The organism is Streptomyces luteolifulvus, from assembly GCF_008806595.1.
Classification (GTDB): Bacteria; Actinomycetota; Actinomycetes; order Streptomycetales; family Streptomycetaceae; genus Streptomyces; species Streptomyces luteolifulvus.
Genome location: NZ_VZRB01000021.1, coordinates 104868 through 130267, shown reverse-complemented (window position 1 = coordinate 130267; position 25400 = coordinate 104868). Strand labels below are relative to the sequence as shown.

The window sequence follows — 25400 nt, the reverse complement described above, 5'->3', positions numbered from 1 at the left end:
CCATCACGTCGCGTTCGCCGGGCCGTCGCGTCCCACCGCCGGGCCACCGTCCGCCGGGCCGCCGCGTCCCGCCGCCGGGGTGTCCCGGCCGTCAGGCCACTGCGCTCAGTGTGTCTGCGAGGCGTCTGCGGGCCGCTCGGGATGCGGGTACTGCGGCGAGGGCCGTTGCGCCCAGTACCGCGGCGGTGCCGAACAGGAGCAGGAGGGTTGGGGAGGGGCCCTCGGCCACCCCGGCGCCGATGCCGCTCGCTCTGCCCTGCGCGTCGATCAGCCAGTGCGCGAGGGGCGCGCCCAGGGCCGTACCGACGAGGACCGCGGCCAGTGCGGTGCAGCCGGTGGCGGTGACGGTGATCGCGGTGATCTGCCGCGGGGACAGGCCCATGGCCTTGAGCGCCAGCAGGTCCCGTTCGCCCTCGCGTACGGCGCCGCCGATCGCGGTGAGCAGTTCGATCAGCCCGATGAGTGCCAGGACGGCGATCAGACCGACGACGACTCCACGCAGCGCCGAGAGCCCGTCGGCCGGGTTCGTCGCGGCGTGCACGTCCAGGTGCCCGTTCCCGGCCGCGGCCAGCCGGCCGGCGACCGTCTGGGGGTCGGCACCGGGACTCAGCCGTAGCTGGTACAGCGTGCGGCCGAGCGCCGTGTCGTTCTCGCGCAGGGTGTCCAGCGAGGTGGAGATGACCCGGCCGGCGTTCTCCGGTTCGATGCTGCGGCCCACGATGTGCAGGATCTGCGGCTGGTCGCCCACCGTCATCCGCACCCAGTCGCCGACGCGCACGTCGAGCAGGTCGAGCAGTCCCTGCCCGGCCACCGCCTCGTCCCGGCCGCTCGCCGGGCGGCCCTCGGCCAGGGTGTACGGGTAGGGGTCCTGACGGGTGCCGAGGCCCCGCAGCGCGATCGTGGACGTCTGGCCCGGAACCAGGGCCGCCACCTCCACGCCCGGGTAGGCGGTCGCGACCTGCGGATCACGCTCCAGCAGGGCGCGTGTCTCCCGGTCGGTCGGACCGCCGTCCGCGTGGACGGTGAGCGCGGTCGGCAGGCCTATCTGCTCGGGCCTGTTGTGCACGCGGTCGATGGTGGACCAGGCGCTCATCGCGACCACCATCAACAGGAGCGGCAGCGCGAGCCGGGCCACCGCCGCCAGCGACCGGGGACGCCTGGTGAAGGCCTTGTGCCAGCCCAGGACCAGTGCCGGCGGCAGCCGCAGCCCGAGCGCCCGGCGCGCCACGCCCGAGAGGCGACCGCCCAGCGGTGCCGCGGGCCGCGGCACCGGTACCGGAGGCACACGTCCCGCACGCCAGGCCGCGAGCCCGGTGGTCGCGGCGATGAACAGCACCGCCCCGGCCGGCACCGCGAACAGCGCCACCGTATGTCCGGGGAGCCCCTGCCACACGCCGACCGCGTCCCCGAGCCGCCCGGGGATCCGGCTGCCCAGTGCCTGGGTGAGCGCCGCCGCGGCCAGGGCGCCGAGCAGAGCGAAGGCGATGTGCTGGAGCAGGAAGATCCGTACGACCTGGCCGGGTGTGAAGCCGACCGCCTTCAGCACCGAGATGTCCCGCAGATGGCCGCGGATGCGGGTGCCGATCGCCCCGTGCACGGCGAGCCCGGCGGCGATCAGCGCGCCCAGCCCGAACAGGCCCAGCACCTGCCCGAGCAGCCGGTTGTCGCCCTGTGCCTCGGCGCGCGCCTGCTGCCAGGTGGAGACCTCGCTGACCGCACCCGCGCCCAGGACCGTGACGGCGCGCTGGACGGCGTAGTCGGTGTCCTCGGGATCGGTCAGCCGCAGTCCGGTCACCCGGCCGTCCGGGTCGGGCACCTGGGACGGAAGCGCCCATACGAGCCCGGGCTGCTCGCCCGGGCGGAAGCGCGGCTCGGCGCTGTCGGCGGTGCCGAGGACGGTCAGCTTCCGTGCGGTGCCGGGCAGAGTGAGCGTGTCGCCGGGGCCGGCCAGCAGGGCGCGGGCGAGGCGGCTCTCCAGCACCACGCCGTCGGGCGTCGCGGGATCCAGCCAGTGCCCGGAGGAGATCAGCGGCCGGCCGACGGAGGGCTGCCCGGACGTGCCGCGCAGTTCGACAAAGGCGCGGGTGCCGCGGGAGGCGAGGGTGGTGGAGGCGACGGGGTAGGGGCCCGCGACGGACTCGACGCCCTCCAGCGTGGTGAGCTTCCCCGGTTGTGCGGACGGGCCCGTGTGGATCCACACATGCGCGCCGCGCGCCTGGGTGAAGACCCGCTGCCAGGGGTTCGTCGCATAGCCGAAGAGCGCCGTGGCCAGCAGCAGCGAGGCGACGATGCCCGCGGTGGCGAGCACCAGGAACAGCGCCTCGCCGCGGTGTGTGCGCAGATCGGAGTGCGCCCAGCGCAGGGTGGCTCGCACCGGCTCAGCCTCTCCGCTCACGCAGGGCGAGCTGATCGTCGTACACCCGCATCTCAGTCCTTGAGCTCCAGCACCCCGGATATCCCGGTTCCGCGGGACGGCGTGCCGTCGAGTTCCGCGTCGTCGGCTATCCGTCCGTCGAAGAAGCTGATCACCCGGTCCGCGGCGCTGGCGAGCCGCGCGTCATGGGTGACCAGCACGATCGTCTGCCCGCGCCGGTGGAAGCGGGACAGCAGCCGCATCACCTCGCGGGTGGCCTTGCTGTCCAGGCTGCCCGCGGGCTCGTCGGCCAGCAGCAGGGGCGGATGGTTGACCAGGGCCCGGGCCAGCGCGACCCGCTGCTGCTCACCGCCGGACAGCTCGCCCGGCATGCTCCGCTCCTTGCCCACGAGCCCCAGCTCGGCCAGCAGCTCCTCCCGCTCGGTGCGCGCCTGCCGGGGGGAGGCCCCGGCCAGCAGCGCGGGGAGTTCCACGTTGTCGGCGACGGACAGGTTCGACACCAGATTGAAGAACTGGAAGACGATGCCGATGCGCTTCCTGCGCTCCACCGCCCAGCGGGCCTCGCTGTAGGCGTCCGTGCACTCCCCGCCCAGCCAGATGCTGCCGCTGTCGGGCCTGGTGAGCCCGCCGAGCAAGTGCAGCAGCGTCGACTTCCCGGCGCCGGACGGACCGGTGACCGCCACGAACTCGCCCTGCCGCAGGGTCAGGTCGACTCCTCGCACGGCATGCGCCGGCGCGCCCTCGCCGTGGTGCGTCTTGACCAGGTCCTGGGCGCGCAGCACTTGAGCGGGACCGTCGCTCACTCCAGCTCCTCCAGCTCTTCCTGGCACCGCTCAAGCCAGTCGAGGTCGGCCTGGAGGTGCAGCATCGCGCCCTCTATCAGCAGCTGGGCGATGCGGTTGTCCCGGTTCTCGGCGGCGGCCAGTTTCGACAGATTGCGCATGGTGTTGAGGTACTGGCGCCGCTGCTTGTTGATGAGGGTGATCTGTTCGGCGAGACCGGTCCGCGGGGCGAGTGCCAGCTTCATGAAGAACTCGTCCCTGACCCGCGGCTCGTCCGCCGTCTCCTCGTACCAGGTGCGCAGCGCTTCCCGCCCGGCGTCGGTGAGGTGGTAGATCTTCTTGTTGGGCCGGCTCGACTGCTCGACCTCTTCGCCCTCGATCAGTCCCGTCTTCTCGAGACGGCCGAGGGTGACGTAGATCTGGCCAACGTTCGGCTGAGGGTACGCGGAGCCCAGGAGTTGCTCAAGGTCCTGCTTGAGCTCGTAGCCGTGGGCCGGTCCGCGGGCGAGGAGAGCCAGGAGGTGCAGGCGCACTCGTGCAGTCCTCCTGTTCTCGTAATGTGCTCCAGGCCCTAGTATCACCCATACCTAACAGGTATACATGGCCTCTGGCGGGTGAAGTTGCCCGGTACCGGTGTACAGGGAGGAACCTATGCGGTGGATCCACGCCGCCGGTAGGGGCCTTCTCGTTCTCGCCGTGGTCCTGACCGGTTACATCGCCTCCGGCGCGCATGCCGAGGAGGGTACGACGGGCGGCCGCGGGCCGCTCACCCTGGCCACCGCCGGTGACCTCACCGGCTATCTCGGCCCCCTGCTGGAGGGCTGGAACCGCATCCACCCCGCCGAGCGGGTCAGCCTCGTCGAGCTCCCGGACTCCGCGGACGAGACCCATGCGCAGATGGCCACCGACCTGCGCGACGGGGACCGCAGCCGCTTCGACGTCCTCAATATCGACGTCAACTGGACCTCGGAGTTCGCCGAGGCGGGCTGGATCCGCCCCCTGCCGCCCGATCGCTTTCCGCTGAAGTCCTTCCTCCCGCCTGTCGTGGACACGGCGACCTATGACGGGACGCTGTACGCCGTCCCGTATGTCACCAACGCCGGCCTGCTCCTGTACCGCAAGGACGTCCTCGCCAAGGAGGGCGTGCCGCCGCCGCGCACCTGGGCCGAGCTGGAGCGGGACGCGAGGACCATCGCCCCGAAGTACGGCCTCGACGGCTACGCGGGCCAGTTCCTGCCCTACGAGGGCCTGACCGTCAACGCGGCCGAGGCCGTCTACTCGGCGGGCGGCACGATCCTCGGCGACGAGGGCGACCGCGTCACCGTGAACTCGGGAGCGGCCCGCGAGGGCATCGGGTTCCTCGCCCGGGGCGTGCGCGAGGGCTGGATACCCGAGGAGGCGCTGACCTACAAGGAGGAGGAGTCCAAGCAGGCCTTCCAGGACGGCCGGCTGCTCTTCCTGCGCAACTGGCCCTACGCGTACGTCGGCGCGTCGGCGAAGGGCTCCCCGGTCGCCGGGAAGGTCGGCGCCGTACCGTTGCCGGGGCCGGACGGGCCCGGCACCAGCGTCCTCGGCGGCTCCAATCTGGCCGTCAGCACCCACGCACGGCACCCCGACTCGGCGGCGCGGCTGATCGCGTACCTCACCAGTGCGCCGGTGCAGCGCCAGGTCCTCACACGCGGCGCGCTGCCGCCCGTACGGGCCGCCCTCTACGAAGATCCGGAACTGGTGCGGGCGTTCCCGTACCTGACGACCCTGCGCGCGAGCGTGCTCGCCGCCGCGCCGCGCCCCAAGAGCCCGCGCTACGACCAGGTCAGCCTGGTGGTGCAGGCGGTCGTGCACGACGCGATGACCGGGCGCGAGACGCCCGAGGCCGCGGTGCGACGACTGGCGCGGGAGCTCGCGGCCATTCCCGGCCGTTAGAGCCAGTCGCCGACCTCCTAGTTACATGTTAGGTAACGCCAAGGTCTCTCTTGCGTTGGCTTTGCCCTGATGTGTCCGGATTTAGAGGGCCGACTGCCCAGTATCTTCTGCCTGTTCATTGACACCCTCCTGACACGCCTACTTAACATGCATGCATAACCGTCAGCTCGCACAGACAGGCCCACGGGGTGATCGACAAGACCCTCACGGCGCGCCGCTGGTGGCGCGACGCAGTGATCTACCAGGTGTACGTCCGCAGCTTCCTGGACAGCACCGGCGACGGCATCGGCGATCTCGCCGGGGTCCGGGCCGGACTGCCGTATCTCAAGAAGCTCGGCGTCGACGGGATCTGGCTCAGCCCCTTCTACCCGTCCCCGCAGCACGACCACGGCTACGACGTCGCCGACTACTGCGACGTCGACCCGGTCTTCGGCGACCTCGCCGAGTTCGACCTGCTGGTGGCGGCCGCCCGCCGGCTCGGCATCAAGGTGCTCCTGGACATCGTCCCCAACCACTGCTCCGTGGAGCACCCGTGGTTCCACGAGGCGCTCGCCTCCGCCCCCGGCAGCGAGGCCCGTGCCCGCTTCCACTTCGCCGACGGCCGCGGCCCGGACGGCGCCGAACCGCCCAACAACTGGCACGCCATGTTCGGCGGCCCGGCCTGGACCCGCGTCACCGAGGCGGACGGCACCCCCGGCCAGTGGTACCTGCACATGTTCACGCCGGAACAGCCCGACTGGAACTGGCGCAACCCCGAAGTGGCCGCCGAGTTCGACCGGACCCTGCGCTTCTGGCTCGACCGGGGCGCCGACGGCTTCCGCATCGACGTCGCCGCCGGCCTCTTCAAGCACCCGGACCTGCCCGACTCCCCGGACCCCGAGGCCGACGCCCGCACCCGCGACTCGGTCAACCCGCTCGCCTGGAACCAGCCCGAGGTGCACGACGTCTGGCGGCAGTGGCGGGCGCTGTGCGAGGAGTACACGGCGCGCGACGGCCGCGAGCGGCTCCTGGTCGGCGAGGTCTCGGTCCCGACGGCCCGCGAACACGCCCAGTACGTCCGCTCGGACGAACTCCACCAGGCCTTCTTCTTCGACCTGCTGAGCGCCCCCTGGAGCGCCGACGCCTTCCGCAAGGTCGTCACCGAGGCCATGCAGGACATAGCCGGCACGGGCTCGACGGTCACCTGGGTCCTCAACAACCACGACCAGGTCCGCACCGTCACCCGCTACGGCGAACCGGCCACCGAGGGCAGCGGACTGGGCGCTGCCCGCGCCCGCGCCGCGGCCCTGCTGATGCTGGCGCTGCCCGGAGCCGCGTACATCTATCAGGGCGAGGAACTGGGTCTGCCCGAGGTCGTCGATCTGCCGGACGACGTGCTCACCGACCCGATCTTCCGCCGCACCGGCAGCCGGGCCCGTATCCGTGACGGCTGCCGGGTGCCGCTGCCGTGGTCGGGTCAGGCCTCCCCGTTCGGCTTCACCTCCGGTGCCGAGGGTGCCAAGCCGTGGCTGCCGCAGCCGGAGTACTTCGCCGAGTACGCCACCGACCGCGCCCTCGCCGACACCCGCTCGTTCTGGCACCTCTACCGCGACGGTCTCCAACTGCGCGCCGCTCTGCCCCAGCTGGGCGAGGGCACGCTGCGCTGGCTGGACACCCCACCGGGCGTCCTCGCCTTCGCCCGCGGCGACGGCTTCGTCTGCGCCGTCAACTTCGGTACGGCGCCCACCCCGGCGCCGGTGTCCGGAACCCCCCTGCTGTCCAGCGGCCCCTGCCTGGCAGGAGTACTGCCCGGCTCCACGGCCGCCTGGTGGCTCGGCGACCTGTGATGTCCGCCGACTCCCCACTCCCGGGCCTTCACCGGCCGCCGGATCAACCCCCGTTCCCTCCCACCGACTCATGGGTCCACGCACACAAGGAGAACGCAATGAAGCGCACCCTGGCCGCAGCCGTCATGACGGCAGCTCTCGTAGTGACAGCGACCGGCTGTGGCGGCGATGACGGCAAGAAGTCCGGCTCCTCCGACGGAGCACAGGAGCTCAAGGGCCAGACCGTCACGGTCGCGGCCGTGTGGACCGGCGCCGAAGAGGCCAACTTCCGCAAGGTTCTGAAGGCCTTCAGCGACAAGACCGGCGCCAAGGTCGAGTACACCTCCACCGGAGACAAGTTCCCCACCGTGGTGGGCGCCAAGGCCGAGGGCGGCAACCCGCCGGACGTCGGCATGGCTCCGCAGGTCGGCGTGGTGCAGGAGTTCGCGCAGAAGGGCTGGCTCCAGCCCCTGTCGAAGAACGTGAGCGACGCGGTCGACGCCAACTACGCCCCGGTGTGGAAGAAGTACGGCACCGTCGACGGCACGTACTACGGCCTCTACGTCAAGGTGAACGACAAGTCGACCGTCTGGTACAGCCCGCAGGCCTTCGCCGACGCGGGCGTGGAGCCGCCCACCACGTACGAGGACATGCTGAAGGCCGGCCAGGCCATCTCCGACTCGGGTCTCGCCGGCTTCTCGGTCGCGGGGCAGGACGGCTGGACGCTCACGGACTGGTTCGAGAACATCTACCTCTCCCAGGCGGGCGCCGAGAACTACGACAAGCTGGCCAAGCACGAGATCAAGTGGACCGACCCCACGGTGGTCAAGGCGCTCACCAGCCTCGGGAAGCTGTTCGAGGAGGACGGCCTGATCGCCGGCGGCGCCAAGGGCGCCCTGGGCACCCCGTACCCGGGATCCGTGGCCGACGTCTTCGGTGACAAGCCCAAGGCGGGCATGGTCTACGAGGGTGACTTCGTCGGTGCCGAGATCAAGGGCACGCTGAAGAAGACGGTCGGCGAGGACGCCAAGCTCTTCCCCTTCCCGGCCGTGGACGGGGGCAAGGCGCCGTTCGTCGGAGGTGGTGACGCCGCCGTCGTCTTCAAGAAGGCGAAGAACCCGGCAGCGGCCATGAAGCTCGTCGAGTTCCTGGCCTCCGAGGAAGCCGGGACGATCTGGGCCGGAGGGGGCGGGTTCCTCTCGCCGAACAAGGCCGTGCCGAGCTCCGCCTACCCCGACGACATCAGCCGTGACCTCGGGGCCTCCCTGATCAAGGCCGGGGACACCGCCCGGTTCGACATGTCCGACCAGGCTCCCGCTGCCTTCGGCGGTCCCTCGAACAACGGCGAGTGGAAGATCCTCCAGGACTTCCTGCGCTCGCCCGGCGATGTGAAGGGCACCGCGAAGAAGCTCGAAGCCGCAGCGGCCGCCGCCTACAAGGACTGAGGCCGGCAGGATGTCGAGCAACACTCACCAGGTGCCGCCCGCTCTCGCGGGCGGCACCCGCCGCCGGGCAGCGGCACCCGACCCCGGGAGCAGGGGGGCGAAGAAACGGCAGCGCCGATTCGCCCTGCTGTTCCTGTTCCCCGCCCTGCTGATCCTCGGCGCGCTCGTGGTGTATCCGATCGGCTACTCGATCGTCCGCAGCTTCTTCGACGCCTCCGGCGACCGGTTCGTGGGGGCCGACAACTACACGGAGATGCTCCGGGATCCGGCCACCCGCACCGCGCTGCGCAACAACGCCGTCTGGGTGCTCGTCGCCCCGGCTCTGGTCACCGGCATAGGGCTGATCCTGGCGGTGCTGACCGAACGGCTGAAGTGGGCTTCCGCGTTCAAGATGGTCATCTTCATGCCGATGGCGATCTCCTTCCTGGCCGCGGGCATCACCTTCCGCCTGGTGTACGAGCAGGACCCGGAGCGGGGCGCGCTCAACGCGGCCGTGGTCACCGTCCATGACGCCTTCGCCCCCTCCTCGTCCTACCCCGGGGCCCATCCCCGTGACGAAGAGACACTGAAGGAGGAGAAGGACGGCTCGTACGCGGCAGCGAACGTGAGCCCGGGGAAGCCTGTCGAACTGGGCCTGGTCGGCGTTCTCCCCAAGGCCCTCCCGGCCGCCGCCAAGCCCGCTCACCAGCCCACCGGGCAGCCGGACGCGCTCACCGGTGCCGTCTACCTCGACTTCACCCCCGGTGGGGGCGGCACGTCCGGCGTCATCGACACCGGCGAACGGGGACTGCCCGGCATGACGGTGGAACTGGTCCGCGACGGCAAGGCCGTCGGCACCACCACCACGGCGGACGACGGATCCTTCACGTTCTCCGGCATGGACGACGGGTCGTACACCGTCCGGTTGCCCGAGAAGAACTTCGCCGAGCCGTTCAACGGCGTCGACTGGCTGGGCCCGAGCCTGGTCACCCCGGCGATCATGGCGGCCTACCTCTGGATCTGGGCCGGCTTCGCCATGGTGCTGATCGGTGCCGGGCTCGCCACCCTGCCCAGGGACGTCATGGAAGCGGCCCGCGTGGACGGCGCGAGCGAGTGGGTCATCTTCCGGCGCATCACCGTCCCCCTGCTGGCCCCGGTGCTGGGTGTCGTCTTCGTGACACTCGTGATCAACGTGATGAAGGTCTTCGACCTCGTCTACGTCATCGCCCCGGGGCCGGTCCAGGAGGAAGCCAACGTGCTGGCCATGCAGATGTGGCTGGTGTCCTTCGGCGGCGGCACCGACCAGGGACTGGGCAGCGCAGTCGGCGTACTGCTGCTGCTCCTCGTCGTCCCGGCGATGGCCTTCAACATCCGACGCTTCCGCAGGAGCAAGCCATGACGACCACACAGGCCGGCGAACGGACCGCCCTCCCCTTGCCGCCGTCGGCTCCCACCACCGCGCCGCGCCGCCGACTTGCCTCACGGCTGGTCGCCCTGACGCGGGGCGGACTGGTCCGGGTCGTCCTGGTCGCCGTGGCACTGCTGTGGCTGACACCGACGCTCGGCCTGCTCCTGTCCTCGCTCCGGCCGCGGGAACTCAGTTCCACCACCGGCTGGTGGAAGGCGCTGACCGAGCCGTCACAGCTGACCTTCGACAACTACAGCGCCCTGCTGAACAACGACGGGATGCTCGAGTCCTTCTGGAACACGGTCCTCATCACGGTGCCCACCACCGTGGCGATCGTGCTGATCGCCGCCCTCGCGGGATACGCCTTCGCCTGGCTCGAATTCCCGGGCCGGGACTGGCTGTTCCTGGTCGTGGTCGGCCTTCTGGTGGTGCCGGTGCAGATCGGACTGATCCCGATCGCGAAACTGTTCGGCGTGCTGGGCCTGTTCGGCACGATCCCCGGCGTCGTCCTCTTCCACGTCGCCTACGGACTGCCCTTCGCGGTGTTCCTGCTGCGCAACTACTTCGCCGAGATCCCGCGCGAAATGCTGGAGGCAGCGCGCATGGACGGCTGCGGCGAATGGCGGATCTTCCGTCGGCTGGTCCTGCCCCTCGGGATGCCGGCCATCGCCTCGCTCAGCATCTTCCAGTTCCTCTGGGTCTGGAACGACATGCTGGTGGCGCTCATCTTCTCCGACAGCGGCTCGCAGCCGCTCACGGTCGCGCTCCAGTCGCAGATGCGCCAGTTCGGCAGCAACATCGATGTGATCTCCTCCGGCGCGTTCCTCTCCCTCGTCGTCCCGCTGATCGTGTTCTTCGCCTTCCAGCGGCACTTCGTACAGGGGGTGATGGCCGGCTCGGTCAAGTGAACGCACCTCGGGGGAGGGGCGGTGGGGGCGGCATGGCCCCCACCGCCCCCGCGTCATGGCGACGCCGGTGGATACAGCGAGCGCGGCAGCTGGGCGGCCGCCGTCGCGTCCAGGAGCCACAGCGTTCGTGAGCGGCCCTGGGCGCCCGCCGCCGGGGCCTGGATCTCGCCCGCGCCCGACAGGGCGATCGCCGCGGCGTTCGCCTTGTCCGCGCCGGCCGCCAGGAGCCAGACCTCGCGGGCCGAGCGGATCGCCGGGAGGGTGAGTGTCACCCGGGTCGGTGGCGGCTTGGGGGCGCCGTGGACACCGACGACTGTGCGCTCCGTCTCCCGGACCGCGGGCAGTTCGGGAAACAGGGACGCCACATGCGTGTCCGGCCCGACGCCCAGCATCAGCACGTCGAACGTCGGCACCGCACCGTGGTTCTCGGGGCCCGCCGCACGCGCCAGCTCCTCGGCGTAACCGGCCGCCGCCGCGTCCACGTCGGCGCCGTACGGGCCGTCCGACGCGGGCATCGCATGCACCCGCTCGGGATCGAGCGGCACCGCGTCCAGCAGCGCCTTACGGGCCTGGGTGACATTGCGTTCCGGGTCGCCCTCCGGCAGGAAGCGCTCGTCCCCCCACCACAGGTCGAGGCGGCCCCAGTCGACGGCGTCCCGGGCGGGGGCCGCCGCCAGCGCGGCGAGCAGCCCGTTGCCGTTGCGGCCTCCGGTCAGCACCACCGAGGCGGAGCCGCGCGAGGCCTGCGCGTCCACGATCTTCGTGATCAGACGGGCCGCTGCGGCCTGCGCCATCAGCTCCTTGTCCCGGTGCACGACCAACTGCGGAGTGCTCACTTTGCCGCCGCCTTCTTCACCGGGGCCTCGGCCGCCGCTTCCTTCGCGGGTGCTTGCGCGGCAGTCTCGACGGGAGCCGGGACGGCGGCCGCATCTCCTTTGGCCACCGGCGCCCCGGCGGCCTCCTGCCTGGGAACCGGGTTCAGCCGGTCCACCCCGAACCGCAGCGCCGAGGCATAGGTGTCGTCCGGGTCCAGCCGCCGCAGCTCCTCCGCGATCAGCTCGGCCGTCTCCCGCCGCTTCAGCGCCACCGCACGGTCCGGCTGGCCCTGGATCGACAGCGTCGCCAGCGAGCCGTCCGGGCGGTCCAGCACGATCGGGCCGCAGGTCGTGTCCATACGGACCGCCGTCAGCCCGGGGCCGCCGGACAGCGACCGCTTCACGGGGACGTCCAGGCGGTACGCCAGCCACATCGCCAGCAGCTCGCAACTCGGGTTGAACTCCTCGCCCTCCACCTCGACGGCCCTGACCTCGCAGGTGACCTGGTCCAGCGCCGCCGCCAGCATCGAGCGCCAGGGTGTGATGCGGGTCCAGGACAGGTCGGTGTCGCCGGGGGTGTAGGTGTCGGCGCGGGAGGCCAGGTCCCGTACCGGCTGCTCGGAGGCGTAGGTGTCGGTGACACGGCGCTGGGCCAGCGCGCCCAGCGGGTCCTTCGCCGGGTCCAGCGGCGCGTCGACCGGCCACCAGACCACGACCGGCGCGTCCGGCAGCAGCAGCGGCAGCACCACGGACTGCGCGTGGTCGGCCACCTCGCCGTACAGCCGCAGCACCACGGTCTCGCCGGTGCCCGCGTCCGCGCCCACCCGCACCTCGGCGTCGAGGCGGGACTTCGTACGGTCGCGGGGCGAGCGGGAGACACGCCGGATGACCACGAGCGTGCGCGAGGGGTGCTCGTGCGAGGCGTCGCTCGCGGCCTTGAGGGCGTCGTAGGCGTTCTCCTCGTCGGTGACGATGACGAGGGTGAGCACCATGCCGACGGCCGGCGTGCCGATGGCGCGGCGGCCCTGGACGAGCGCCTTGTTGACCTTGCTGGCCGTGGTGTCCGTGAGGTCTATCTTCATGGCCGGCGCCAGCTCCGTCCGTCTCGCTCCAGCATTTCGTCCGCCTCGACGGGTCCCCAGGTACCGGACGGGTACTGCGCCGGCCTGCCGTTCTTGTCCCAGTACTCCTCGATCGGGTCGAGGATCTTCCAGGACAGCTCGACCTCCTCGGTGCGCGGGAAGAGGTTCGAGTCGCCGAGCAGGACGTCGAGGATGAGCCGCTCGTACGCCTCCGGGCTGGACTCCGTGAACGACTCGCCGTAGGCGAAGTCCATGGACACGTCCCGGATCTCCATCGACGTGCCCGGCACCTTCGAACCGAACCGGACCGTGACGCCCTCGTCGGGCTGGACGCGGATGACGATCGCGTTCTTGCCCAGCTCCTCGGTAGCGGTGTGGTCGAACGGGGAGTGCGGGGCTCGCTGGAAGACCACGGCGATCTCCGTCACCCGGCGGCCCAGCCGCTTGCCGGTACGCAGATAGAAGGGGACGCCCGCCCAGCGGCGGTTGTCGACCTCCAGCTTGATCGCCGCGTAGGTGTCCGTCTTCGACTTGGCGTCGATGCCGTCCTCTTCCAGGTAGCCGACGGCCTTCTCGCCGCCCTGCCAGCCCGCCGCGTACTGACCGCGCACGGTGCCTCGGCCCAGGTCCTTCGGCAGCCGAACGGCGCCGAGCACCTTGGTCTTCTCGGCGGCCAGCGCGTCCGCGTCGAAGGAGGCGGGCTCCTCCATGGCCGTCAGGGCCATCAGCTGGAGGAGGTGGTTCTGGATGACGTCACGGGCGGCGCCGATGCCGTCGTAGTACCCGGCGCGGCCGCCGATGCCGATGTCCTCGGCCATGGTGATCTGCACATGGTCCACGAAGGACCGGTTCCAGATCGGCTCGAACATCGTGTTGGCGAAGCGCAGCGCCAGGATGTTCTGGACGGTCTCCTTGCCCAGGTAGTGGTCGATGCGGAAGACCTGGTCCGGGGCGAACACCTCGTGCACGACCTTGTTGAGCTCCTCGGCCGAGGCGAGGTCGTGCCCGAAGGGCTTCTCGATGACCGCGCGGCGCCAGGAGCCGGCGGTCTGGTCCGCCAGTCCGTGCTTCTTCAGCTGCTGGATCACCACGGGGAAGGAGCGCGGCGGCACCGAGAGGTAGAAGGCGAAGTTGCCGCCCGTGCCCTGTGCCTTGTCCAGCTCCTCGATCGTGCCGCGCAGCCGCTCGAACGCGTCGTCGTCGTCGAAGGTGCCCTGGACGAAGCGCATCCCCTGGATGAGCTGCTGCCAGACCTCCTCGCGGAACGGGGTGCGGGCGTGCTCCTTGACGGCGTCGTGGACCTCCTGCGCGAAGTCCTCGTGCTGCCACTCGCGCCGGGCGAAACCGACCAGCGAGAAGCCCGGCGGCAGCAGACCCCGGTTCGCGAGGTCGTACACCGCGGGCATGAGCTTCTTCCGGGACAAATCGCCCGTGACGCCGAAGATGACCAGGCCCGACGGCCCCGCGATACGCGGGAGCCGTCGGTCGGCGGGGTCACGAAGCGGGTTCGCTCCGGAACCGGGGAAAGGCGTCAACGTGTCAGCCCTCCGAAGGGGCGAGGCGCTGGAGCTCCACCTCGGTCGACTTGAGCAGGTCGTTCCAGGACGCCTCGAACTTCTCGACGCCCTCGTCCTCCAGCAGCTGGACCACGTCGTCGTACGGGATCCCGAGCTTCTCGACGGCGTCGAGTTCGGCGCGGGACTGCTCGTAGGTTCCGCTGACGGCGTCGCCGCGGATCTCGCCGTGCTCCTCGGTGGCCAGGAGAGTGGCCTCCGGCATGGTGTTCACCGTGTTCGGCGCGACCAGCTCGTCGACGTACAGGGTGTCCTTGTACGCCGGGTCCTTCACACCCGTCGACGCCCACAGCGGCCGCTGCTTGTTGGCGCCCGCGTTCTCCAGCGTGCTCCAGCGGTCGGAGGAGAACACCTCTTCGTACGCCTCGTAGGCCAGACGCGCGTTGGCGACGCCCGCCTTGCCGCGGGCGGCCTTGGCCTCGGGGGTGCCGAGCGCGTCGAGCCGCTTGTCGATCTCGGTGTCCACGCGGGACACGAAGAAGGACGCCACCGAACGGATCAGGGACAGGTCAAGGCCCCGCTCCTTGGCCTTCTCCAGGCCGGCCAGATAGGCGTCCATGACCTCGCGGTAGCGCTCCAGCGAGAAGATCAGCGTGACGTTGACGCTGATGCCGAGGCCGATGACCTCGGTGATCGCCGGCAGACCCGCCTTGGTGGCCGGGATCTTGATGAGGGTGTTGGGACGGTCGACCAGCCAGGCCAGCTGCTTGGCCTCGGCGATGGTCGCGGCGGTGTTGTGGGCGAGGCGGGGGTCGACCTCGATCGACACCCGGCCGTCCTGGCCGTCGGTCGCGTCGAACACCGGGCGCAGGATGTCGGCGGCGTCACGGACGTCCGCCGTCGTGATCATGCGGATGGCCTCTTCGACGGTGACCTTGCGGGCGGCCAGGTCGGTGAGCTGCCGCTCGTATCCGTCGCCGCCGCTGATCGCCTTCTGGAAGATCGACGGGTTGGTGGTGACGCCCACGACGTGCTGCTGGTCCATCAGCTCGGCGAGGTTGCCGGACGTGATCCGCTTGCGCGACAGGTCGTCCAGCCAGATCGCGACGCCTTCCTCGGAGAGGCGCTTGAGTGCGTCTGTCATGGAATTACATCTCCTACGTGTCGTGTATGAGCGTCAGCGCTGGGCCGCGGCGATGGATTCCCGGGCCTGCGCGGCCACGTTCTCGGCAGTGAAACCGAACTCCCGGAAGAGGACCTTGCCGTCCGCCGAAGCACCGAAGTGCTCCAGGGAAACGATGCGGCCCGCGTCACCCACGTACTTGTGCCAGGTGAGACCGATACCGGCCTCGACCGCGACGCGCGCCTTCACCGCCGGCGGCAGGACGCTGTCCCGGTACCCCTGGTCCTGCTCCTCGAACCACTCCACGGACGGCATCGACACCACCCGCGTCGGCACGCCGCCGGCCTGGAGCTGCTCGCGCGCCTCGACGGCGATGTGCACCTCGGAACCGGTGGCGATGAGAACGACCTGCGGCTCGCCGCCCTCCGCCTCGAACAGGACATAACCGCCGCGCGCGGCATCCTCGTTGGACTCGTACACCGGCACGCCCTGGCGGGTCAGCGCCAGGCCGTGCGGGGCGCCCTTGCCGAACACCTTCGTGTAGCGCCTGAGGATCTCGCGCCAGGCGATCGCGGTCTCGTTGGCGTCCGCGGGGCGCACGATGTTCAGGCCCGGGATGGCGCGCAGCGAGGCCAGGTGCTCCACCGGCTGGTGGGTCGGGCCGTCCTCGCCGAGACCGATGGAGTCGTGCGTCCACACGTACGTCACCGGCAGATGCATCAGGGCCGACAGACGCACCGCGTTGCGCATGTAGTCGGAGAAGACGAGGAACGTACCGCCGTAGATCCGGGTGTTGCCGTGCAGCGCGATGCCGTTCATCTCCGCGGCCATGGAGTGCTCGCGGATACCGAAGTGGATCGTGCGGCCGTACGGGTTCGCCTCCGGGAGCGGGTTGTCCGCCGGGAGGAACGACGAGGTCTTGTCGATCGTGGTGTTGTTCGAGCCGGCCAGGTCGGCCGAGCCGCCCCACAGCTCCGGGATCACCGCGCCGAGCGCCTGGAGCACCTTGCCGGAGGCCGCGCGGGTGGCGATGCCCTTGCCGTGCTCGAAGACCGGGAGCTTCTCCTCCCAGCCGGCCGGCAGCTCGCCCTTGCTGATGCGGTCGAACTCGGCGGCGCGCTCCGCGTTGTTGGCCCGCCACTCCTGGAATGACTTCTCCCACTCGGCCTTGGCCTCGCTGCCCCGCTCCAGCGCCTTGCGGGTGTGGTCCAGGACCTCGTCCGCGACCTCGAAGGTCTGCTCCGCATCGAAGCCGAGGACGCGCTTGGTGGCCGCGACCTCCTCGTCGCCGAGCGCCGAGCCGTGCGCGGCCTCGGTGTTCTGCGCGTTGGGGGCCGGCCAGGCGATGATCGAGCGCATCGCGATGAAGGACGGCTTGTCCGTGACCTTCTTCGCCTCTTCGATCGCGTTGTAGATGGCGTGCGGGTCGAGGTCGCCGTCCGGCTTCGGGGCGATCCGCTGCACATGCCAGCCGTACGACTCGTAGCGCTTGACGGTGTCCTCGGAGACGGCGGTCTCCGTGTCACCCTCGATCGAGATGTGGTTGTCGTCCCACAGCAGGACCAGGTTGCCGAGCTTCTGGTGGCCGGCCAGCGAGGACGCCTCGGCGGAGATGCCCTCCTGGAGGCAGCCGTCACCCGCGATCACATAGACGAAGTGGTCGAAGGGGGACTCGCCCTGCGGGGTGTCCGGGTCGAACAGACCGCGCTCGTAGCGGGCGGCCATGGCCATGCCCACCGCGTTGGCGACACCCTGGCCGAGCGGGCCGGTGGTGGTCTCGACGCCGGTGGTGTGGCCGTACTCGGGGTGACCGGGGGTCTTCGAACCCCACGTCCGGAAGGCCTTCAGATCGTCCAGCTCCAGGCCGAATCCGGCCAGGTAGAGCTGGGTGTAGAGGGTCAGGGACGAGTGGCCCGCGGACAGGACGAAACGGTCGCGCCCCACCCAGTCGGCGTCCGCCGGGTCGTGCCGCATCACCTTCTGGAAGAGGGTGTAGGCGGCAGGGGCCAGGCTCATCGCCGTACCGGGATGGCCGTTGCCGACCTTCTGTACGGCATCGGCGGCCAGGACGCGCGCGGTGTCGACAGCCCGCTGGTCCAGCTCGGTCCACTCGAGGTCTGTGGTCGGCTTGGTGTTCACCCTGGGTCAGGGCTCCTCTCCACATGTCGCACATGTCGAAATGCCGGTGCAGTGGGTGCCCCGGCCGATGTTGAGCCTACCCCCGTAAGAACGTGCGTTTTCTCAGTCATTTCCAGACTGCCGGGACTCCCCGGGATCCGCCTCCCGACTGGGCCGTCCCGTGTTCGGCACATGAATACGGAGCCGCTCGTCAGAGTGCTCAATCGAGTCCCCACCGGCTCTTGCGGCGGCGCCGCCCAACACGAGCCGACCCCCGCGAATGTCCGGGTCTGGGCAACGTCTAGAGTGGCGTGGTACGCGCGAGCCTTTACCCGGACCTCACACGGGCGGGCTTGCTGGGATGTCTCTGTCAGGGGTGTGCGTGACGGCCGTTGAATCCCGTCCAGCGGGGATTATCGGGACGAGCCAGAGCCCGACTCACCGGCCGTTCGGGGCCCGTGTCAAGGCGTTCGTGGCGCTGACCAAGCCACGGATCATCGAGCTGCTGCTGATCACCACGGTCCCGGTGATGTTCCTCGCCCAGCAGGGCGTGCCGGACCTGGAGCTGGTGCTGCTCACCTGCATCGGCGGCTACCTCTCCGCGGGCGGCGCCAACGCGCTCAACATGTACATCGACCGTGACATCGACGCCCTGATGGACCGCACGGCGCAGCGCCCGCTGGTCACCGGCATGGTCAGCCCGCGCGAGTGCCTGGTCTTCGGCATCTCCCTGGCCGTCGTCTCCACGCTGCTGTTCGGTCTCGCCGTCAACTGGCTGTCCGCCTGGCTGTCGCTCGGCGCCCTGCTGTTCTACGTCGTCGTGTACACGATGATCCTCAAGCGCCGTACGTCCCAGAACATCGTCTGGGGCGGTATCGCGGGCTGTCTCCCGGTGCTCATCGGCTGGTCGTCCGTCACGAACTCCATGTCGTGGGCGCCGGTCATCCTGTTCCTCGTCATGTTCTTCTGGACGCCGCCGCACTACTGGCCGCTGTCGATGAAGGTCCGGGACGACTACGCGCGCGTGGGTGTGCCCATGCTTCCGGTCGTCGCCACCAACAAGGTCGTCGCGCGGCAGATCGTGATCTACAGCTGGGTGATGGTCGCGGTGTCGCTGCTGCTGACCCCGCTCGGTTACACGGGCTGGTTCTACACGGCGGTGGCGCTGCTGGCCGGCGGCTTCTGGCTGTGGGAGGCACACGGACTGCAGACCCGGGCCAAGGCCGAGGTGACGGGCGCCAAGCTCAAGGAGATGCGCCTGTTCCACTGGTCCATCACCTATGTCTCGATCCTCTTCGTGGCCGTGGCCGTGGACCCGTTCCTGCGGTAGGCGTGGTCAAAGCCACGCACCCGGACCTCGCCGTTTGATCTACCCGTCGGTAGCATCCTGGGCATGGCAGACACGCAGCAGGTTGACGCGAAGGCCGAGCGCAGGGCGACCCGCCTCGCCAAGCAGATCAGCACCTTCTCCAAGGCCCACGGAGGAGCCGAGGGCCAGGTCGCGTACATCGGAGACCGCGGCGCCCGCATCGTCCTCGTGGGCGAGGACGGCGCGTGGGGCGACCTGGTGGCCCCTTCGTACGACATCGCCGAGCAGGCGGTGAAGAAGTCGGGCATCCCCACCCACGACACCTTCGACGGCGAGTTCGCGGCGAAGGTGAAGACGGGCCCGTACGAATGGACCCGCATGGCAGGCATCCAGGTCGGCGGCCCGGCCAACGCCTGAACAGCCCGCGACCTCACAGCCCGTTCACCCGTTAGCCCCCCGTAGGAACGACGTAGTCACCCCACGGGGGAGCCCGGATGATCGAAACCCCGTCCCTCGTGGACCAGTACTGCCACGGCGTACTGAGAACAGAACTGGGCCTCGGCACCTTCGAGGCCCAGCTGGCCCGCACCGAGGGCCCGCCCGCCCCCGGCACGACGCTGTTCGACACCCAGACCGGATTCGCCGTACGCCGCTGGTGCCCCCCGCTGCTGGGCCTCGAACCGCACTGTCCGCCTGCCCGCTATCTCGCCCGGCGTCGTGAACTCGGCGTACTGGAAACGGGCCGCAGGCTGCTGCGCGGCAGCGGTATCACGACGTATCTGGTCGACACGGGGCTGCCCGGCGACCTGACCGGCCCCGCCGAGATGGCCTCCGCCTCGGTCGCCGAGGCCCGCGAGATCGTGCGCCTGGAGCTCCTCGCGGAACAGGTCGCCGACACCTCCGGCACCGTCGAGTCCTTCCTCGCCAATCTGGCCGAGTCGGTGCACGGGGCCGCCGCGAGTGCGGTGGCCTTCACCTCCGTGGCGGGCATGCGGCACGGCCTCGCGCTCGCGCCCGAGCCGCCCGGGCCGGGCGAGGTACGGGGCGCGGCCTCCCGCTGGCTGGCCGGACGCCGGGTCGGCGGGGAGCTCAGCGATCCGGTGCTGCTCAGACATCTGCTGTGGATCGCGGTGGCCTCGGGGCTGCCCCTCCAACTGCACGCGGGGCTCGGCGGACCGGGACCGCGCATCGACCGCACCGACCCGGCCCTGCTGACGGACTTCGTCCGCGCGACGGCCGGCCTCGGCACGGATCTGGTGCTGCTGCACAGCTACCCCTATCACCGTCACGCCGCGCACCTCGCGGGCGTCTTCCCGCACGTCTACGCCGACTCCGGCGCCGCCCTGGCCCGCACCGGCGCCCGGGCGGCGACCATCCTCGCGGAGATCCTGGAACTGGCCCCCTTCGGCAAGATCCTCTTCTCCAGCGGGGCGCACGGCCTGCCCGAACTCCATGTGGTGGGAGCACGGCTGTTCCGGGAGGCACTGGAGCGGGTGCTCGGCGCCTGGGTCGACGAGGGGGCATGGTCGCCGGCGGACGCACAGCGGGTGGCGGGGCTGGTCGCGGCGGAGAACGCACGGCGGGTGTACGGCCTGGCCTGAGAAAGCCTGTGTCACATCCCCGGCCGGGCGCCCGCCGGCCTCCCGATGAGCTGTGCGGCCGGACCTACGCGCGCGTGCCGATCGCCGCCTCCGACGCGGGGCCCGGCAGGTCGATCGCCGTCTTCGGGCGCTCGCGCAGCGCCAGCTGGACGCGCAGTACGGCGATCCACACCAGGCACGAGCCGAGCATGTGCAGGCCGACCAGGACCTCGGGGAGGTTCGTGAAGTACTGAACGTAGCCGATCACGCCCTGGGCGAGCAGTACCAGGAAGAGATCCCGGGTGCGGTCCAGCGGGCCCTTCGGGGCGTCGACCGCCTTGAGGACGAACCACAGGGCGAAGGTGAGCGTCACCACGATCCAGGCGAGCACGGCGTGCAGCTTGGTCACCGTTTCCCAGTCGACGGGCATCCGCTCGACCTTGCTGGAGTCGCCGGCGTGCGGGCCCGCACCGGTCACCACCGTGCCGACCGCGACCAGCAGCACGGAGGCCACGACCGCGAACCACACCAGCTGCCGCACGGACGGGCCGACCAGCGGGCGGGGCGCACCGTCGCCCTCGCGGGTGCGCTGCCACATCACCGTGGCGACCGCGATCAGTGCCGTCGAGAGCAGGAAGTGCGCCGCGACCGTGTACGGGTTCAGGCCCACGAGCACGACGATCCCGCCTAGGACCGCGTTGCCCATCACGACCCAGAACTGCGCCCAGCCGAGCCGGGTCAGGCCGCGCCGGTACGGCTTCTCGGAGCGCGCGGCGATGATCGCCCAGCCGACCGCGCCGCACAGCACGTACGTCAGCATGCGGTTGCCGAACTCGATGGCGCCGTGGAACCCCATCGTGCTGGTCGCGGTGAGCGAGTCCTCGGTGCACTTGGGCCAGGTCGGGCAGCCGAGGCCGGAACCGGTGAGCCGTACGGCACCGCCGGTGACCACGATGATCACCGACATGACGAGCGCGGCGAGGGCCGCCCGCCGCACCGTCCGGGGATCCGGGGTCCAGCGTGCGGCGATGAAGGCGAGCGGGTTGCGCACGGCGGCTACGGCGTCGGCGCGGGTCACGTTTGGCACGCGGACCATCGTAGGCCGCCGCTTGTGCACGCTTTCACGAGGGTCCGCAGCCGGCCTACTCCCAGCGGAAGAACCGCCCCGCGGCAGCCAGGCCGACGACCGCCCACACCGCCAGAATCCCCAGGTCGCCCCACGGCATCCCGGCGCCGTGCTGGAGCACGTCCCTGAGGCCGTCCGAGAGGGCGGAGATCGGCAGGAGACCGAGGACGTCCTCGGCGCCGGAGGGGAACTTGTCCAGCGGGACGATGACCCCGCCGCCGACCAGGAGCAGCAGGAAGACCAGGTTCGCGGCGGCCAGTGTCGCCTCCGCCTTCAGCGTGCCCGCCATCAGCAGGCCGAGGCCCGAGAACGCGGCCGTGCCGAGGATCAGCAGGAGCAGTACGGCGAAGGGGTTGCCCTGCGGCGACCAGCCCAGCGCGAAGGCGATCACCGTCAGCAGGATCACCTGGAGGATCTCCGTGACCAGCACCGACACCGTCTTCGCGGCCATCAGCCCCCAGCGGGGGAGCGGGGAGGAGGCGAGCCGCTTCAGGACGCCGTAGCGCCGCTCGAAGCCGGTCGCGATGGCCTGTCCCGTGAACGCCGTGGACATCACGGCGAGCGCGAGGATGCCGGGAGCGAGGAAGTCCACGGCCTCGCCCGCCCCGGTGTCGACGATGTCCACCGTGCTGAACAGCACCAGCAGCAGGGTGGGGATCACCACCGTCAGCAGCAGCTGCTCGCCGTTGCGCAGCAGCATCTTCGTCTCGAGCACGGCCTGCGCCGCGATCATGCGGGGGAGGGGCGCGGCGCCGGGCTTCGGCGCGTACGTACCCGTACCGACGGTGGTCACGAACGCAGCTCCTTGCCGGTGAGCTCCAAAAACACGTCCTCCAGGGTGTGCCGTTCGACCGAGATCCGCTCCGGCATCACCCCGTGCTGGGCGCACCACGAGGTGACCGTGGCGAGCAGTTGCGGGTCCACCTTGCCGACGATGCGGTACGAGCCCGGCGTCAGCTCGGCGGCCGTGCAGTCCGCGGGGAGCGCCTTGAGCAGGGACCCGACGTCCAGTCCCGGCCGGCCGGTGAAGCGGAGCGTGTTCTCGGCGCCGCCGCGGCACAGCTGCTCGGGGCTGCCCTGGGCGATGACCCGGCCGCCGTCGATGATCGCGACATCGTCGGCGAGCTGTTCGGCCTCGTCCATGTGATGGGTGGTGAGGATCACGGAGACGCCGTCCCTGCGCAGATCGTGCACGAGGTCCCAGGTGGCGCGGCGGGCCTGCGGGTCGAGGCCGGCGGTCGGCTCGTCCAGGAACACCAGCTCCGGGCGGCCCACCACGGCCATCGCGAGGGCGAGTCGCTGCTGCTGGCCGCCCGACAGCCGGCGGTACGACGTCCGGCCGCAGCTGCCCAGCCCCAGCCGCTCGATGAGCGCGTCCACGTCGAGCGGGTGTGCGTGCAGGGCGGCGACATGGCGCAGCATCTCGTCGGCCCGCGCGCCGGAGTAGACACCGCCGGACTGCAGCATCACGCCGATCCGGGGGCGCAGCGCGGCGGACTCGGTGACCGGGTCGAGGCCCAGGACGCGCACCGTGCCGGAGTCCGGCCTCCGGTACCCCTCGCAGGTCTCGACCGTGGTCGTCTTGCCCGCTCCGTTGGGACCGAGTACGGCGGTCACACCCGCCGTCGCCACCAGGTCGAGGCCGTCCACCGCGGTCTTCGTGCCGTACCGCTTCACCAGGGCCTGTACCTGGACCACGGGCTCACTTCGCATGGCTCCAGAGTCTAGGTACGCCGTTCGTGTCCCGGACGGGCGGGTACAGGATCTCCTCCTTACGGGCCGGGCGGCCGGCCAGCCCTTTTGATCGATCAAAGATCGTTCTTGCAGGTCAGATTAGGTATGCCTAAGTGATGTAGCGCACCGCCCGGTGGGACGGGCGTGGCTTGCCTGGCTCCGAGGAATTACGCAACAATGGCGTTGTGAAAAACGTCGGCGAGGCTCGGGAGACCCCCACGGGGCCCCCTCACGAGGAGTTCGCGGCTGGGTTGCGCTCGGACCGGTCCACCCGCAACCGGGTCGCGCGGTCCATCCTGGACCACGGGCCGTCGACCGTCGCAGAGCTCGCCGGGCGGCTGGGCCTGACCCAGGCGGCCGTACGGCGTCACCTGGACGCGCTCGCCGCCGACGACGTCGTGGAGGGACGCGAGCAGCGGGTCTACGGCGCGCGGACGCGCGGACGTCCCGCCAAGGTCTTCGCGCTCACCGACTGCGGCCGCGACGCCTTCGACCAGTCCTACGACCAGCTCGCCAAGGACGCGCTGCGCTGGATCGCCGACCAGGAGGGCGGCCAGGAGGCGGTCGCCGCCTTCGCCCGCGCCCGGATCGCCGCACAGGCGAGCGTGTACCGCAAGGCGATCGAGAGCGCCACCCCCGACAAACGCGCCGAAGCCCTGGCCAAGGCCCTGAGCGTCGACGGGTACGCTGCTACGGCGCGCAGCGCACCGGTCGGCGAGCAGCTCTGCCAGCACCACTGCCCGGTCGCCCATGTCGCGGAGCAGTTCCCCCAGCTCTGCGAGGCGGAGACGGAGATCTTCGCCGAGCTGCTCGGAACGCACGTCCAGCGACTGGCGACCATCGCCCATGGCGACGGCGTCTGCACGACGTTCATCCCCAAGAATTCCACTGACGCATCTGCAAGCACGGCCGGGAGGAACCCCGCATGACTCTCCCCACGGAGACTGCCCACCCCGAACTCGAGGGTCTGGGCAAGTACGAATACGGCTGGGCCGACTCCGACGAGGCCGGTGCCTCTGCCAAGCGCGGTCTGAACGAGGACGTCGTCCGCGACATCTCCGCGAAGAAGAGCGAGCCGGAGTGGATGACCAAGCTCCGCCTCAAGGGCCTGCGCCTGTTCGACAAGAAGCCCCTGCCGAACTGGGGCTCGGACCTGTCTGGCATCGACTTCGACAACATCAAGTACTTCGTACGCTCCACGGAGAAGCAGGCGGCGTCCTGGGAGGACCTGCCCGAGGACATCAAGAACACCTACGACAAGCTCGGCATCCCGGAGGCGGAGAAGCAGCGCCTCGTCGCGGGTGTCGCCGCCCAGTACGAGTCGGAGGTCGTCTACCACCAGATCCGCGAGGACCTGGAGGAGCAGGGCGTCATCTTCCTGGACACCGACACCGCGCTGAAGGAGCACCCGGAGCTCTTCAAGGAGTACTTCGGGACCGTCATCCCGGTCGGAGACAACAAGTTCGCCTCGCTGAACACCGCCGTGTGGTCGGGCGGCTCCTTCATCTACGTGCCGCCGGGCGTCCACGTGGAGATCCCGCTCCAGGCCTACTTCCGTATCAACACGGAGAACATGGGCCAGTTCGAGCGGACCCTGATCATCGTCGACGAGGGTGCCTATGTGCACTACGTCGAGGGCTGCACGGCGCCGATCTACAAGTCGGACTCGCTGCACTCCGCGGTCGTCGAGATCATCGTCAAGAAGAACGCCCGCTGCCGTTACACGACCATCCAGAACTGGTCGAACAACGTCTACAACCTGGTCACCAAGCGTGCTGTGGCGTACGAGGGCGCGACCATGGAGTGGATCGACGGCAACATCGGCTCCAAGGTCACCATGAAGTACCCGGCCGTCTACCTGATGGGCGAGCACGCCAAGGGCGAGACCCTGTCCATCGCCTTCGCCGGCGAGGGCCAGCACCAGGACGCCGGTTCCAAGATGGTCCACATGGCGCCGAACACGTCCTCCAACATCGTGTCGAAGTCCGTGGCGCGCGGCGGCGGCCGTACGTCCTACCGCGGACTCGTCGAGATCGGCGAGGGCGCCGCCGGATCCAAGTCGAACGTGCTGTGCGACGCGCTGCTCGTCGACACCATCTCCCGCTCCGACACCTACCCCTACGTGGACGTCCGTGAGGACGACGTGTCCATGGGCCACGAGGCCACCGTCTCCAAGGTCTCCGAGGACCAGCTCTTCTACCTGATGAGCCGCGGTCTGAGCGAGTTCGAGGCGATGGCGATGATCGTGCGCGGCTTCGTCGAGCCGATCGCCAAGGAGCTGCCCATGGAGTACGCCCTCGAACTCAACCGGCTGATCGAGCTGCAGATGGAAGGCGCGGTGGGCTAGCCCCCGGCCGCAGTCCCCATCAAGCCAC

Annotated in this window: 21 protein-coding genes; 10 read left to right on the top strand and 11 right to left on the bottom strand. The window is 70.3% G+C overall.

Features of this window, described 5'->3' with window-relative positions; translation table 11 throughout:
* Window positions 1–91: 91 nt before the first annotated feature.
* Genes F7R91_RS27175 through F7R91_RS27165 form a run of 3 tightly spaced genes read right to left on the bottom strand, consistent with a single transcriptional unit; the run spans window position 92 to window position 3689 of the window.
* On the bottom strand, window positions 92–2374 hold the full coding sequence (locus F7R91_RS27175; RefSeq protein ID WP_150952305.1) for an ABC transporter permease: 2283 nt from the start codon (window positions 2372–2374) through the stop codon (window positions 92–94).
* 53 nt (window positions 2375–2427) lie between these two features.
* A complete protein-coding gene (locus F7R91_RS27170) occupies window positions 2428–3177 on the bottom strand; it encodes an ABC transporter ATP-binding protein (protein ID WP_150952302.1) in 750 nt (249 codons plus the stop codon).
* Window positions 3174–3689, bottom strand: a complete 516-nt coding sequence (locus tag F7R91_RS27165; RefSeq protein WP_150952299.1) for a PadR family transcriptional regulator — start codon at window positions 3687–3689, stop codon at window positions 3174–3176. Before F7R91_RS27165 ends, F7R91_RS27170 begins: the two co-directional genes overlap by 4 nt.
* Window positions 3690–3807: 118 nt before the next feature.
* Here F7R91_RS27165 and F7R91_RS27160 point away from each other — a divergent pair, with 118 nt between their 5' ends.
* The 5 genes from F7R91_RS27160 (at window position 3808) to F7R91_RS27140 (ending at window position 10624) form a co-directional block, all read left to right on the top strand.
* On the top strand, window positions 3808–5079 hold the full coding sequence (locus tag F7R91_RS27160; protein ID WP_150952296.1) for an ABC transporter substrate-binding protein: 1272 nt from the start codon (window positions 3808–3810) through the stop codon (window positions 5077–5079).
* A 188-nt stretch (window positions 5080–5267) separates the two neighbouring features.
* Entirely contained in the window at window positions 5268–6905 is a 1638-nt protein-coding gene (locus F7R91_RS27155) for a glycoside hydrolase family 13 protein (protein WP_225320808.1), read from the top strand.
* A gap of 98 nt (window positions 6906–7003) precedes the next feature.
* On the top strand, window positions 7004–8329 hold the full coding sequence (locus tag F7R91_RS27150) for an ABC transporter substrate-binding protein (protein ID WP_150952293.1): 1326 nt from the start codon (window positions 7004–7006) through the stop codon (window positions 8327–8329).
* Window positions 8330–8339: 10 nt separating this feature from the next.
* Window positions 8340–9707: an ABC transporter permease gene (locus F7R91_RS27145; protein ID WP_150952288.1), complete on the top strand. Its 1368-nt coding sequence runs from the start codon at window positions 8340–8342 to the stop codon at window positions 9705–9707.
* 86 nt (window positions 9708–9793) lie between these two features.
* Window positions 9794–10624 (top strand): carbohydrate ABC transporter permease, encoded by an 831-nt coding sequence (locus tag F7R91_RS27140; RefSeq protein WP_150952401.1) that lies wholly within the window; start codon window positions 9794–9796, stop codon window positions 10622–10624.
* 53 nt (window positions 10625–10677) lie between these two features.
* Here F7R91_RS27140 and pgl read toward each other — a convergent pair whose 3' ends face one another.
* The 5 genes from pgl to tkt are packed head-to-tail and all read right to left on the bottom strand — an operon-like array spanning window position 10678 to window position 17297.
* Window positions 10678–11460 (bottom strand): 6-phosphogluconolactonase, encoded by a 783-nt coding sequence (gene pgl / locus F7R91_RS27135; RefSeq protein WP_150952285.1) that lies wholly within the window; start codon window positions 11458–11460, stop codon window positions 10678–10680.
* Entirely contained in the window at window positions 11457–12521 is a 1065-nt protein-coding gene (gene opcA / locus F7R91_RS27130) for a glucose-6-phosphate dehydrogenase assembly protein OpcA (RefSeq protein ID WP_150952282.1), read from the bottom strand. Before opcA ends, pgl begins: the two co-directional genes overlap by 4 nt.
* A complete protein-coding gene (gene zwf / locus F7R91_RS27125) occupies window positions 12518–14056 on the bottom strand; it encodes a glucose-6-phosphate dehydrogenase (protein ID WP_150952279.1) in 1539 nt (512 codons plus the stop codon). The genes opcA and zwf overlap by 4 nt, the downstream gene beginning before the upstream one ends.
* A 4-nt stretch (window positions 14057–14060) precedes the next feature.
* Window positions 14061–15179 carry a transaldolase gene (gene tal / locus F7R91_RS27120; protein ID WP_150952276.1) on the bottom strand — a complete coding sequence of 373 codons (1119 nt, stop codon included), beginning with the start codon at window positions 15177–15179 and terminating at the stop codon, window positions 14061–14063.
* Between the two features lie 33 nt (window positions 15180–15212).
* Complete coding sequence (tkt, locus tag F7R91_RS27115) at window positions 15213–17297, bottom strand: transketolase (protein WP_150952273.1); 2085 nt, start codon at window positions 17295–17297, stop codon at window positions 15213–15215.
* Window positions 17298–17652: 355 nt separating this feature from the next.
* On the opposite strand from tkt, the gene F7R91_RS27105 reads away from it, so the two are divergent.
* The 3 genes from F7R91_RS27105 to F7R91_RS27095 all read left to right on the top strand — a co-directional run bounded on the left by F7R91_RS27105 (window position 17653) and on the right by F7R91_RS27095 (window position 20186).
* Complete coding sequence (locus F7R91_RS27105; RefSeq protein WP_150952399.1) at window positions 17653–18606, top strand: heme o synthase; 954 nt, start codon at window positions 17653–17655, stop codon at window positions 18604–18606.
* Between the two features lie 63 nt (window positions 18607–18669).
* Complete coding sequence (locus tag F7R91_RS27100) at window positions 18670–19002, top strand: hypothetical protein (RefSeq protein ID WP_150952270.1); 333 nt, start codon at window positions 18670–18672, stop codon at window positions 19000–19002.
* Window positions 19003–19079: 77 nt separating this feature from the next.
* Window positions 19080–20186 carry an amidohydrolase family protein gene (locus F7R91_RS27095; RefSeq protein ID WP_150952267.1) on the top strand — a complete coding sequence of 369 codons (1107 nt, stop codon included), beginning with the start codon at window positions 19080–19082 and terminating at the stop codon, window positions 20184–20186.
* Between the two features lie 64 nt (window positions 20187–20250).
* Here the strand turns inward: F7R91_RS27095 and F7R91_RS27090 are convergent, their stop codons facing one another.
* From F7R91_RS27090 to F7R91_RS27080, 3 genes are read right to left on the bottom strand one after another with little or no spacing between them, the layout of a single operon-like run.
* Window positions 20251–21261 (bottom strand): COX15/CtaA family protein, encoded by a 1011-nt coding sequence (locus F7R91_RS27090; protein WP_150952264.1) that lies wholly within the window; start codon window positions 21259–21261, stop codon window positions 20251–20253.
* Between the two features lie 46 nt (window positions 21262–21307).
* A complete protein-coding gene (locus F7R91_RS27085; protein ID WP_225320810.1) occupies window positions 21308–22024 on the bottom strand; it encodes an ABC transporter permease in 717 nt (238 codons plus the stop codon).
* A gap of 56 nt (window positions 22025–22080) precedes the next feature.
* Window positions 22081–23004 carry an ABC transporter ATP-binding protein gene (locus F7R91_RS27080; RefSeq protein ID WP_150952259.1) on the bottom strand — a complete coding sequence of 308 codons (924 nt, stop codon included), beginning with the start codon at window positions 23002–23004 and terminating at the stop codon, window positions 22081–22083.
* Between the two features lie 206 nt (window positions 23005–23210).
* Here F7R91_RS27080 and F7R91_RS27075 point away from each other — a divergent pair, with 206 nt between their 5' ends.
* Window positions 23211–23954 carry a helix-turn-helix transcriptional regulator gene (locus F7R91_RS27075; RefSeq protein ID WP_150952256.1) on the top strand — a complete coding sequence of 248 codons (744 nt, stop codon included), beginning with the start codon at window positions 23211–23213 and terminating at the stop codon, window positions 23952–23954.
* On the top strand, window positions 23951–25372 hold the full coding sequence (gene sufB / locus F7R91_RS27070) for a Fe-S cluster assembly protein SufB (protein ID WP_150952254.1): 1422 nt from the start codon (window positions 23951–23953) through the stop codon (window positions 25370–25372). The genes F7R91_RS27075 and sufB overlap by 4 nt, the downstream gene beginning before the upstream one ends.
* Window positions 25373–25400 lie beyond the last annotated feature (28 nt).

Coding starts and splice junctions, on each gene's coding strand:
- F7R91_RS27160 (WP_150952296.1), top strand. CDS start 3,808: ATGCGGTGGATCCACGCCGCCGGTAGGGGCCTTCTCGTTCTCGCCGTG.
- F7R91_RS27080 (WP_150952259.1), bottom strand. CDS start 23,004: ATGCGAAGTGAGCCCGTGGTCCAGGTACAGGCCCTGGTGAAGCGGTAC.
- F7R91_RS27100 (WP_150952270.1), top strand. CDS start 18,670: ATGGCAGACACGCAGCAGGTTGACGCGAAGGCCGAGCGCAGGGCGACC.
- F7R91_RS27145 (WP_150952288.1), top strand. CDS start 8,340: ATGTCGAGCAACACTCACCAGGTGCCGCCCGCTCTCGCGGGCGGCACC.
- F7R91_RS27085 (WP_225320810.1), bottom strand. CDS start 22,024: ATGATCGCGGCGCAGGCCGTGCTCGAGACGAAGATGCTGCTGCGCAAC.
- F7R91_RS27090 (WP_150952264.1), bottom strand. CDS start 21,261: ATGGTCCGCGTGCCAAACGTGACCCGCGCCGACGCCGTAGCCGCCGTG.
- F7R91_RS27150 (WP_150952293.1), top strand. CDS start 7,004: ATGAAGCGCACCCTGGCCGCAGCCGTCATGACGGCAGCTCTCGTAGTG.
- F7R91_RS27095 (WP_150952267.1), top strand. CDS start 19,080: ATGATCGAAACCCCGTCCCTCGTGGACCAGTACTGCCACGGCGTACTG.
- opcA (WP_150952282.1), bottom strand. CDS start 12,521: ATGAAGATAGACCTCACGGACACCACGGCCAGCAAGGTCAACAAGGCG.
- sufB (WP_150952254.1), top strand. CDS start 23,951: ATGACTCTCCCCACGGAGACTGCCCACCCCGAACTCGAGGGTCTGGGC.
- tal (WP_150952276.1), bottom strand. CDS start 15,179: ATGACAGACGCACTCAAGCGCCTCTCCGAGGAAGGCGTCGCGATCTGG.